At 51.5% G+C, this 10,340-nt stretch carries 9 protein-coding genes; 6 read left to right on the top strand and 3 right to left on the bottom strand.

Features of this window, described 5'->3' with window-relative positions:
- Positions 1 to 310 precede the first annotated feature (310 nt).
- The 6 genes from B157_RS0108125 (at position 311) to B157_RS0108100 (ending at position 5,523) form a co-directional block, all read left to right on the top strand.
- The gene (locus tag B157_RS0108125) at positions 311 to 1,561 is read left to right on the top strand and encodes an ABC transporter permease (RefSeq protein WP_020602859.1); all 1,251 of its coding nucleotides are present in this window, start codon (positions 311 to 313) and stop codon (positions 1,559 to 1,561) included.
- 129 nt (positions 1,562 to 1,690) lie between these two features.
- Positions 1,691 to 2,383, top strand: coding sequence for an ABC transporter ATP-binding protein (locus B157_RS0108120; RefSeq protein WP_020602858.1), 693 nt, complete (start codon positions 1,691 to 1,693; stop codon positions 2,381 to 2,383).
- Complete coding sequence (locus B157_RS0108115) at positions 2,364 to 3,389, top strand: sensor histidine kinase (protein WP_020602857.1); 1,026 nt, start codon at positions 2,364 to 2,366, stop codon at positions 3,387 to 3,389. The genes B157_RS0108120 and B157_RS0108115 overlap by 20 nt, the downstream gene beginning before the upstream one ends.
- A 162-nt stretch (positions 3,390 to 3,551) precedes the next feature.
- The gene (locus tag B157_RS0108110) at positions 3,552 to 4,004 is read left to right on the top strand and encodes a phage tail protein (protein WP_020602856.1); all 453 of its coding nucleotides are present in this window, start codon (positions 3,552 to 3,554) and stop codon (positions 4,002 to 4,004) included.
- Between the two features lie 2 nt (positions 4,005 to 4,006).
- The gene (locus tag B157_RS0108105; protein ID WP_020602855.1) at positions 4,007 to 4,450 is read left to right on the top strand and encodes a phage tail protein; all 444 of its coding nucleotides are present in this window, start codon (positions 4,007 to 4,009) and stop codon (positions 4,448 to 4,450) included.
- A 296-nt stretch (positions 4,451 to 4,746) separates the two neighbouring features.
- Positions 4,747 to 5,523, top strand: coding sequence for a LytR/AlgR family response regulator transcription factor (locus B157_RS0108100; RefSeq protein WP_020602854.1), 777 nt, complete (start codon positions 4,747 to 4,749; stop codon positions 5,521 to 5,523).
- Between the two features lie 9 nt (positions 5,524 to 5,532).
- On the opposite strand, the gene B157_RS0108095 is transcribed toward B157_RS0108100, so the two are convergent.
- The 3 genes from B157_RS0108095 to B157_RS0108085 all read right to left on the bottom strand — a co-directional run bounded on the left by B157_RS0108095 (position 5,533) and on the right by B157_RS0108085 (position 10,223).
- Positions 5,533 to 6,726, bottom strand: coding sequence for a DmpA family aminopeptidase (locus B157_RS0108095; protein WP_020602853.1), 1,194 nt, complete (start codon positions 6,724 to 6,726; stop codon positions 5,533 to 5,535).
- A 123-nt stretch (positions 6,727 to 6,849) separates the two neighbouring features.
- Positions 6,850 to 8,691: a glutamine--fructose-6-phosphate transaminase (isomerizing) gene (gene glmS / locus B157_RS0108090; RefSeq protein WP_020602852.1), complete on the bottom strand. Its 1,842-nt coding sequence runs from the start codon at positions 8,689 to 8,691 to the stop codon at positions 6,850 to 6,852.
- A 425-nt stretch (positions 8,692 to 9,116) separates the two neighbouring features.
- Positions 9,117 to 10,223 (bottom strand): ISAs1 family transposase, encoded by a 1,107-nt coding sequence (locus B157_RS0108085; protein WP_245565042.1) that lies wholly within the window; start codon positions 10,221 to 10,223, stop codon positions 9,117 to 9,119.
- Between the last annotated feature and the right edge of the window lie 117 nt (positions 10,224 to 10,340).

Here is a 10,340-nt window from a genome sequence, read left to right as displayed (position 1 = left end):
TACTGGTCGCTGTGGCGAGCCAATTGCAGAAAGTTGATTCGGTGACGAACACTCAAAAACAGCATCAGAATGTGGTGTATAAATTGCCGACGGGGTTTGGTCAAATCGGGCAGGTTAGCTACTATTGTACTCAGTAGGGCTGGTCCTTGCATAAAGGCGTTGTTTGGTTTGGATGTCAGATACCCAAAACTAACACGCCTTTTTCATATCCCTAAAAATTGACGAACCATTGAGTGAATGATAGAATGGTAGAATAAGTTGGCCTGGCCATTCACTCATTCTATCATTCACTCAATCTATCATTAAAAACATGGACCTTCACATCGCTTCCCAGATTGCCCGGACGCACCTCACGACCAAAAAGCGTCAAACGCTCGTAGCCATGCTGGGCGTTACGTTCGGTATTGCGATGTTCATCACCATGATTTCGTTCATGCAGGGCGTCAATCAGTTTCTGGAAGATTCGGCGCTGGATGCCAGTCCGCACATCCGGTTGTATAATGAGGTGAACACCCAGCGCCCCAGCCTCATCGAGCAGTTGAATCCCGGTCGTTTCAACGTAGTTTACCACCAGAAACCCAAAGACGAACAGTCCCGGATAAAAAACGGGCTGACCATTGCAGAACGCATCGAGCGAGAACCGGGCGTGCTGGGCGTATCGCCCCAGGTAGCCACGCAGGCGTTTTACAATAACGGCCCCATTCAGCTATCGGGCACCATATCGGGCGTTGACATCGACCGCGAGAACCGGCTGTACAAATTAAATACACGACTAAAATCAGGCAGTCTGAACGCCCTGAAAACCAACCCCGACGGCCTGATCATGGGTACAGTGCTGGCCCGAAAACTCAACGTTCGGGTGGGCGATAAGGTAACGGTAACTACGCCAAAAGGTACTACGCGGGTGCTGCGGGTGGTGGGTACGTTCGGGTTTGGGGTGGGAACAGTGGACAATACCAAAAGTTACGGTAACCTCTCCACCGTACAGGAGATGCTGCAACGCGACCCCAGTTACATTACCGACATCCACATCAAAATGACAGACCCGCTGCAGGCCATACCGTTCGGTCAGAAACTGCGGGCTGCGTACGGCTATTACACCGAAGACTGGGCCACGGCCAATACGGCAATTCTGGCGGGGGAAAAAATCAGGAATATGCTCACCTATGTCGTATCCATTACGTTGCTGGTGGTGGCCGGTTTTGGGATTTATAACATCATGAACATGACCGTTATAAACAAAATCAAGGACATCGCCATCCTGAAAGCCACGGGGTTCGATGCCCGCGACATCGTCGCTATTTTTCTATTACAGGCCGTTTTCATTGGGTTTACGGGTGGGCTGCTGGGCCTGGGGATTGGTTTTGGGCTGAGTTATCTCCTGTCCATCATGCCCTTCGATGCGGGTGATTTCCTGAGCATCAAGACCTTCCCGGTCATTTTTGCTGCTAAATATTACGTCATGGGCCTGCTGTTCGGTGTTACTACTACCATTCTGGCGGGGTACTTTCCCGCCAGAAAAGCCGCACAGGTGGATCCGGTCGCTATTTTACGGGGATAAAGAGAAATAGGTCATTATACCTCGCTGTCATTGATGGGCATTGTAGTCATTAGAAGTTGCTACTAAATGAAGAGAAACCTGATGACAATCAATGACAGCGAAGCACAATGACCATAAAATGACACTAAAATGCCTACCGTTCTTTCCGCCAGCCACTTAAACAAGTTCTTTTACGACCCGGCTAAATTCCAGGTTCTGAAAGATATTACGTTCGATGTGCAGGCCGGTGATTTCATGGCGATTGTGGGCAAATCAGGTTGTGGTAAGTCTACACTGCTTTACCTGCTCTCAACGATGGACACCGAATACGACGGTGAAATCGAGATGGCAGGCACGAAACTGACGGGGCGTAGTCAGGATTTTCTGGCTCGCTTTCGCAATGAGCACCTGGGGTTCGTATTTCAGTTTCACTTTCTGCTGCCCGAATTCTCGGCCCTGCAAAACGTGATGCTGCCCGGCCTTAAGCTGGGGAAGTACTCTGACAAAGAAGTCGAGGAGCGAGCCATGGAAAAGCTGCGGCTTATCGGCATGGCAGACTTTGCCCGCAAACCGGCCAGTAAGCTGTCGGGCGGGCAGCAGCAGCGGGTAGCCATTGCCCGCGCCCTCATCAACGACCCCACCATCATCATGGGCGATGAACCAACGGGCAACCTCGACAGAGCCAATGGCGATAACGTATTTTCTATTTTCCACGACCTGGCCCGGAAAGGGCAGACCATTATTGCCGTTACGCACGATCCCGATTTTGCTGCCGGAACCGACCGGGTCATCGAAATGTCGGATGGAATGATCATTACCAGTCATGAAAATAAGGGTCAATAGATACGTCGAACTACTACTTCTGGCAACCGCCGTTGGGGGTATTGCCGTTCGGCAGTGGCTCATTCCCAGCCTGACCTGGCAGGTGCAGGCATTACTTTTCCTGCTGTCGTTCGGGGTATTGAACGTGGTATGGGCCTTCCATTTTCAATTTAACGAGTGGCTGAATCACCGGCTTCCGTTTGAGAAAAATGTCCGCTGGCGTGTTATCGTACAGGTCTTCGGCGGCTGGAGCGTAGTTAAAACCCTTTTCCTGATAGTCAGCTATTTCGTTAGTCGCTATTTCTTACCACCTACCCTATCCTTACTGGGTAACTACACATTCCTCATTATCGGAATCATGGTCTTTCTGGTCAATACGGTTATTTGTCTGGGTTTCATGGCCAGTCATCTGCTGAAGCGCTGGCAGGAAAACGCCCTCCAGACGGCGCAACTCGAAAAAGAAAAAGTACAGGTGCAGCTGGACAGCCTGAAAAATCAGATCAGCCCGCATTTTCTGTTCAACAGCCTGTCGTCGCTGGATAGTCTGATTGACGACAACCCCGTGCTGGCCCGGCAGTTTTTGCAGCAGTTGTCGAAGGTATTCCGGTATGTCCTGCAACACAAGGAGAAATCGCTGGTGCCCCTTGAAACCGAACTGGCGTTCATCAAAAACTATATTTCGCTCTTGCATACCCGGTTCGACGGCACGTTTGCTGTTATCTGTCAGGTTGACGATACCGCGCTGGACCAGCAGATTGTCCCCGTTACGCTCCAGATTCTAATCGAGAACGCCATCAAGCACAACGTCATCAGCGAGTCGCACCCGCTTACGGTGACCATTAGTACGCACGACGGCTACATAACGGTATCGAACCCCATCCAGCGCAAACGGCAGGTAGGCACCTCCAACGGGCAGGGGCTGGAAAACCTGAAACTGCTGTACAGCTACCTGGGACCGAAGCCCATCGACGTGGGCGATACGGGCGAAACCTTTCGGGTGCAGGTACCTTTGCTAGAGGGTGAGTAATGTAATTTTTTCATTGGCAATCAGTAGATTACGGCAATAATATACCAATTTTCACTTTATGTAAGAGTCTCCCTATTCAGACGCACTTTGCCATCCTCACGCTCCAGCAACAAATGCAAAAATCGCAAACCCCTTTCCCTCAATTCTTACATCGTATCAATTATGGCTGGCGAAGCACAGAATACTATATGGCCCCTACCCAGGTTTTTCTTTAAAGTTACGCTGGGCGATCAGGGCGAAATCCTTTTTCAGGAGGTAAGCAGTCTGGATAGCGAGACACATGTCATTGACTATCGGGCGGGAAACAGCAAAGTATTCCCGACGATCAAGATGCCCGGTATTGCCAAAATGGGGAATGTAACCCTGAAGAAAGGCGTCTTCGTTAAAGACAACAAGTTTTGGACTTGGTACAACAGTTTCAAAATGAACACTATCAAACGCGAAACGGTAGTAATCAGCCTGCTGGATGAGGCAGGTGCCGATACGATGGTCTGGACACTGACCGATGCTTTCTCGATTAAAATTTCGGGAACGGACTTAAAGTCGGACGGCAACGAAGTAGCCGTTGAAACCATTGAACTAGCCTACGAAACGATCGTTATCAAGAAAAGCTGATCATGACTATATATCCTGCGGTTGGGTTTTACTTTAGTGTGACGTTTGATCCGAAGAATCCGGATTCCGATAATGGATTTCAGGAGGTGAGCGGAGTTTCGGTAACCCTGCCCACCGAAGAAGTTCAGGAAGGCGGGCTCAACCGCTATAAGCATAAAGTACCGGGCGTACCAGCGTATACGAATCTGGTACTGAAAAGGGGTTATGTGACTTCGGATTCCAATCTGGTGAGTTGGTTCAAAAAAACGCTCAGTGCCGAGTTTAGTGAGCCAATTATTACCCAAACGATCACGCTGATGCTGCTGAACGAGAACGGAACTCCGTTGAAGATCTGGACATTTCACGATGCATGGCCAGTTAAGTGGAGTATTTCTGACTTTAATGCGCAGGAAAATAAACTTGCCCTTGAATCGCTCGAGTTTGCCTACTCTTTTTTTGACGTCTGATTCTATGCCTGTCGAAATTCGGGAATTGGTGATTCGGGGACTGTTGAGTCGCCTGTAGACACTGGACAACTTAAAGCCAGTACATTATTATCTGAGCTGACCGGCAAATTAATGGTATAGCAGCGACATTATGGCCGCTTGGTGAGGTTTACGAAAAAACTGATTGAACTATACGAAAACCGCAAATCGGGTCAGCCGATAGTCGCTCTGAATCCAGCCCAGCTTGATTGGGCTCAAAAAGTGCAGTAGTTATGCATTACAGGTGAGTCCCGCGTCAATCCTGACTTCAACCACCCATGACCATTCTCCTCATCGAAGACGAACCGCTGATTGCCCGGCAACTCCAGAAAATGGTGCGTCAACTGGAGCCGGACGCTACCATTCATGGGCCATTGGGCAGTGTACAAAGCATCTGTACGTATTTTACCACACCCCAACCCGCCCCCGATCTGGTGATTGCCGACATCCAACTGTCCGATGGGGTGAGTTTCGACGCGTTCCGGCAGGTTGGTCTGACTGTTCCGGTTATTTTCACCACTGCCTACGATGCATATGCCATTCGGGCGTTTAAACTGAACAGCATCGACTATCTGCTCAAACCCGTTGACCCGAACGAATTGAAAGCATCCCTGGAGAAATTCCATCGCTGGTCAGCGAGTCCGGTTCCCGACTTTAGCGAGCAGTTGCGACAGGCAATGGCGCAACTGGCCGGCACGACCGATGTACCTCATTACAAACGCCGGTTCTCGGGTCACTACCTCCGGCAAATTGTGTTCGTACCCCAGGAAGCCGTCGCTTATTTCCTGCGAAACGAACTGATTTATCTCCATACGACCGAAGGTAAAAAACTGGTTACCGATTACAAAACCCTCGACGAACTGGAGGAACTAGTGGACCCTGCCCGGTTCTTCCGGGCCAATCGCCAGTGTGTGGTTGCGCTCGATGCCATTGCCGGATACCGGCCTCACGACGGTCAGAAACTGCTGGTGCTGCTCAAAGCACCGCATGATTCCTTCGAACTTATTGTCAGCAAAGAGAAAGCAGGGGCGTTCCGAAACTGGATGGAGGGATAGCGGCACGAATCAGTTCGTGGTGAGTCGGTTGTATTGTTTCAATAGTTTCCGGATCGTCTCGTGTGGCAGGGCAGGCACGAAATTATCGTTGATACCGGTCATGTCCTTTGCCGCTACCAGCGCATTCAGGATGGCTTCTTCCGTAGCCTGAACAGTTGCGGTAAAGAGCGGGTCCATCTTATCATTAGTCAGTATCTCGACCGGTTTTGTGGTAGCCTTCCGGTCGAAAGCGCCCGGGTTGGCCGTCGAGAACGCCAGAAAAATATCGCCCGAACTATTACCACCTACCCCACCCATTTTGCCGATACCCAGCGAAACCCGCTGGGCAATACGTTTCAACTGGTGCGGCAGCAGGGGAGCATCCGTAGCCACAATGGCAATGATGGACCCACGCTCATCCGATGTTTTAGCTTTAGGCTTGCCATAAACCGGCTCCCCGTTCATGCGCCAGGACAGGGTATCGAGCAGTGCCTGCCCCATCGGCACACCCGCAATGGTTAACTGCGCGCGGCTGCCAAAATTGGCCTGCACCAGGACGCCAACAGTATAGCCATTCACCACCCGCGATGCCGTTCCCGTTCCGCCCTTGAATCCCAGACAAATCATGCCCGTTCCGCCCCCAACGGCTCCTTCGGCCACTGGTCCGCTTTTGGCGCCGTCGAGTGCCTGCATGGCGTGCTCTTTCGTGACATGAAACCCGTTAATGTCGTTCAGCGCCCCATCGTAGGTTTCGGCCACGAGCGGATAGGAGAACCAGACATCCGGTGCCAGTTCCTTGTAGTAGTTGTGGGCTGCTTCCCAGGCAATAGTGGCGTCGCGCACCACACCCACACTATGCGTATTGGTAATCAGAATGGGCGTTTCCAGGAAACCCGACTCCGTGACCCAGGTTGTACCCGTCATTTCACCATTACCATTCAGCGCGTGCCAGTTGGCAAAAACCGGGTCGCAGGTTTTGCCCCGCGGCAAAATAGCCGTAACACCCGTCCGAACCGGTCCCTTGCCCACGGCTAGTTTTCCACTACCCGAAACAAGCGTTACCATACCCACTTCAACCCCTTTTACGTCGGTGATGGCATTGTAAACACCGGGCTTACCGTCTAGCGGAATGCCGAGGTCGCGGGCGCGGGGTTGCGACTGCGCGTAGTTCATCAGCGCAACAGACCCCAGCAGAAGCAGTATAAACAGCCGGTTCAGACGCATCAGCGTTAAACGGATTAGGGGTTAGTGAGGTGTCAGTTTTGGGAAAGATTGTGGTGTGGTGTCGGTTTCTGGTACGCCAGCCCGGTTAAAACCGACACCACACCACAATCTTTCTATCATTCGCTACTCCACCGTTACCGACTTGGCCAGGTTGCGCGGCTGGTCGACATTACGGCCCCGCATCACGGCAATATAATACGCCAGCAGTTGCAGGGGTATCGCCGAAATCAACGGCATCAACATAGAATGAACTTTCGGAATTTCGATGGTAAAATCGACCATGCCGGGCAGATCCGTATCACCTTCGGTGGTAATGGCAATAACGCGCCCTTTGCGGGCTTTTACCTCCTGAATGTTCGAGACTACTTTCTCATACGAACTGTCTTTAGTGGCAATCACCACCACTGGCATATCCTCGTCGATGAGCGCAATGGGACCGTGTTTCATCTCGGCGGCTGGGTATCCTTCGGCATGGATATAGCTGATTTCCTTTAGCTTCAGGGCCCCTTCCAGCGCAACGGGGAAATTCAGCCCCCGACCCAGGTAAATAAAATTGCGGGCGTAGGTGAAGATGTACGCGATTTCCTTGATCTTATCGGCGGCCTGTAACACCATCTCCACTTTGGCCGGAATGCTTTCCAGTTCCACCAGTAATTGCCGGAACAGGGACTCCGATATGGTGCCCTTCCGTTGGGCCGCTTCCAGCGCCATGATTGTCAATACCGTCACCTGCGCCGTGAAAGCTTTGGTACTGGCCACCCCGATTTCGGGTCCGGCGTGGGTGTAGGCACCCGCATCCGTGGCCCGGGCAATAGACGAACCCACCACATTACAAACCCCAAAAATGGTCGCCCCTTTGGACTTGGCCAGTTCGATAGCGGCCAGCGTATCTGCCGTTTCACCCGATTGCGAGATAGCAATGACAATATCCCCCTCTTTGATGATGGGATTCCGGTAGCGAAACTCCGACGCGTACTCCACTTCCACCGGAATCCGGGCCAGTTCTTCAAAGATGTATTCGGCTACCAGCCCGGCGTGCCAGGAGGTACCGCAGCCAATGATGACAATCCGTTCCGACCGGGCCAGTTTGTCCATGTAATCGCGCAAACCACCCAGTTGCAGAATGCCCGCATCGGCCTGCACGCGTCCCCGCATCGAGTCGGCGATGGAGCGCGGTTGCTCGAAGATTTCCTTGAGCATAAAATGGTCGTAGCCCCCCTTTTCGATGGCTGCGAGTTCCATCTCAATTTTGTGGACGTACGGGGTTGTCGTCGTATTATCGAGGTTAACGATTTTCAGGTCGCCCTCTTTAATAACGGCAATCTCGTAGTCGTTCAGGTAGATGACATCTTTGGTGTATTCGACAATCGGGGTCGCGTCCGACGCCAGAAAGAACTCATTTTCTTCCCCCACCCCAATAACCAGGGGCGAGCCCTTACGGGCGGCAATCAACTGCGTGGAGTCGGTTTCGCTCATGACCACAATGGCGTAGGCACCCACTACTTCCTGCAACGCCAGCCGCACCGCATCTTCCAGCGTTCCGCCGTTGTTCTCCCAGATATCCTCGATAAACTGACCCAGCACTTCGGTATCCGTTTCGCTGGTGAAGGTGTGTCCCTTCTTGAGCAATGCCTGTTTTATGGCCGCATAGTTCTCGATGATGCCATTATGGATAATGGCTAGTTTGCGGTGAAACGAATAATGAGGGTGCGCATTCACGTCGTTGGGTTCGCCATGGGTAGCCCAGCGGGTATGGCCCATGCCAATGGTGGAGTGGGTTTCTTTGCCCTCCAGTTCCCGTTCCAGCGCAACGACTTTCCCTTTTTTCTTGTACACCTTCAGGCCATGCCCATTCATCAGGGCAACGCCTGCACTATCATATCCCCGGTATTCGAGACGCTTCAGTCCCTTTATCACTACCGGACACGCTTCCCGGTGACCCACATACGCTACAATACCACACATAGTTACGGTTATTTTTAGAGTAAAACGACTTGGTTCATCTCAGTCGTTCCGTTATTCAGGCCCAAAGCAGCCACTGACTTTACTGTGTAATAAACTGGAAACCCGTCGTATTAGTCAAAGTCAACCGTAAAAAAAGGCAAAAAGCCGGATATTCCGGCTTTTTGCCGGATTGATTTTCAGAGCACTATTCTATTCATCTTATCAACCCCCAATATCAGTGCCAGTTTACCGGACAGAGAGCAGTTTATCGACCAATGGGCAGGAATACCACCATTTACCTTCCTGTTTTCACCTGGAATAGGGGTAATACCCAGCATGAGAGCAATGCGCTATATCTGGATTATTTCTAAATTAAAGGAAGTAGAGTCAAAATAAAAACCATCTCTCTGTACATATAGTAGTATACAGGGCTTTTTCATAAAATTCTAAGTTCTTCTCCAAGAGTCAACTACATTTTGTCGGTCTGCTGAACAGTCCTCCCAATAGGCTCTCAGATTACCTTTTCTGTCTGCGGCTCGCAGTAGATTCAGGCCAACATTCAACACACTCGCCACACTTCGTAACCGGTTCCCATGCCCACAACGGATGCCGTCTTCGCCAGCCGTTGTGTCCCTCACATAGTGATCGGATTCGATCCGCCAGTGATTGCGGATCGCCCCTGCCAGTACCAGACCACCCAGCCCTTCCAGATTTACATTGCTCACAAAGCAGCAGGACTCCTGAGTAGTTTTGCCGTCTTTGGTGCGAAAGCGGTTACGTTCCACCCACACAATAGAGACCAATCCACTCCTGTCCCAACGCGCATCTACCTGCCAAAGCGGTAGTTCATAGCCCTGATAATGACGTTGTTCTACTCGTCCGTGTCCTTTCTCAAGCTGTGCCCAATCAAAATGGGCTTCGCCTTCACGCAACGCTTGGGCCTGGGTGAGTAACTCGGCCTGATTTGCTTTCAAACCCACCACATAGTTTACACCAGCTTCCTGTAAAGCCCTCAACAGAGCAGGTGTGGCAAACAACGCATCTAAACTCCAGCACTCCCCCTGCAAACTGCCTGTGGACTGCGCCTGGATATACTCCTCTACCAGAGTCCGCTCCGATTCTTTCTGGCCCTGATAGAAGCCTAATACCTGGGCCAGGGCATCCTCATGACCCACTAGTCGAACCAACACCTCGCCCCGTTTCTGGCCACTTACCCCATTAATACTGCCTCGAAGCTCCTTGCCATCCACACTACGCCAGACCCCTTCTACTTGCGCTGACCAGCCAAAGAACTCCTCGCTTAGGCCATTATAGCGGGTATAATCCAAGTCAGCCAGTACTCTTCGTAATTGGCTGTGCGAGATGGCTTTACGGCTCATCTCACCAGTCTGATCCACTAACCAGTCATGTTCTCGGACCAACCATCGGTGCAAGCGGCTGATGCTAAGTTGCCCTCCGCAGCGCAACAAAGCCCATAACAGGCTTGTCAGCACGAAGGCCAGATTATGGCGTTTACCCCGCTCATCACGCGGGTCAGGCAGGTGGGCTTGCAAATGCTGGTAGTAGGCCCTAATTTCGTTTTTTGGAGCGGGGCGGTCGTCATGCGATTTTATCTTGGTCGAGAAAAATCACAAAGATCGCTCTACTCCAAATTTTATGAAAAAGCCCTG

This window comes from Spirosoma spitsbergense DSM 19989, assembly GCF_000374085.1.
Lineage (GTDB): Bacteria > Bacteroidota > Bacteroidia > Cytophagales > Spirosomataceae > Spirosoma > Spirosoma spitsbergense.
This window is presented reverse-complemented; position numbering and strand designations above follow the sequence as displayed.